This window comes from Exiguobacterium sp. s140, from assembly GCF_018617035.1.
GTDB lineage: Bacteria > Bacillota > Bacilli > Exiguobacteriales > Exiguobacteriaceae > Exiguobacterium > Exiguobacterium profundum.
Genome location: NZ_JACSJK010000016.1, coordinates 1 through 421 on the forward strand (window position 1 = coordinate 1; position 421 = coordinate 421).

The 421-nt window shown below is 51.8% G+C and carries 1 rRNA gene; it reads left to right on the forward strand.

The window, feature by feature from the left end:
- Positions 1-189 precede the first annotated feature (189 nt).
- Positions 190-421, forward strand: a 23S ribosomal RNA gene (locus KNO61_RS17115); the annotation flags it as partial.

The following is a 421-nucleotide window of genomic DNA, read 5'->3' on the forward strand; positions in this document are numbered from 1 at the left end:
AACAAGGTAGCCGTATCGGAAGGTGCGGCTGGATCACCTCCTTTCTAAGGAAAATGCCCATGTGGCATTGCCCATCGTTCAGTTTTGAGGGTTCGTCCCTCGATTGTTCCTTGAAAACTGAAGATTCATCAAGACATCAAAAACCAATTTCACATATGGTCCGCAACGGACCGTGTGTCTTAGACGCTAGATCAAGGTAGAAAGGGCGTACGGTGGATGCCTTGGCACTAGGAGCCGATGAAGGACGCGACGAACAGCGAAATGCTCTGGGGAGTGGTAAGTACACATTGATCCAGAGATCTCCGAATGGGGGAACCCACCGCCGGGAGACCGGCGGGACACCCACGTGAATACATAGCGTGGCGTGAGGCATACCCGGGGAACTGAAACATCTAAGTACCCGGAGGAAGAGAAAGAAAAT